Annotated in this window: 1 protein-coding gene; it reads left to right on the top strand. The window is 65.9% G+C overall.

Going from position 1 to position 252, the window contains the following annotated elements:
* Positions 1-66: 66 nt before the first annotated feature.
* Positions 67-252 (top strand): hypothetical protein (locus WDW90_RS40235; protein ID WP_336493128.1); only part of this gene is annotated, 186 nt, incomplete at its 3' end.

Genomic DNA, 252 nt, shown 5'->3' with positions numbered 1-252 from the left:
GCGCCGCTCGCGGATTGGGCTTTACGAAACGCGTTCCATACTGCGGGCACTGATCGTGCTGCCGCTTTGACGGAGGTCGAGGTCGAGGCGAGCGATGGAACGGTGGTCCGCTTCACTCTTCCGATGAACGCTAGGGCGACCGTGATCACCGGCAGCCCGGCGCCGAAGATCCGCATCAAGGAGGCGTCGGTCGATCACGAGACGAGCGAGCCCTTCTGGGCGACGTGGTCGCCGAGCACCTGCCGCAAGGCC

Source organism: Methylobacterium nigriterrae (assembly GCF_037106235.1).
Lineage (GTDB): Bacteria > Pseudomonadota > Alphaproteobacteria > Rhizobiales > Beijerinckiaceae > Methylobacterium > Methylobacterium nigriterrae.
This window is presented reverse-complemented; position numbering and strand designations above follow the sequence as displayed.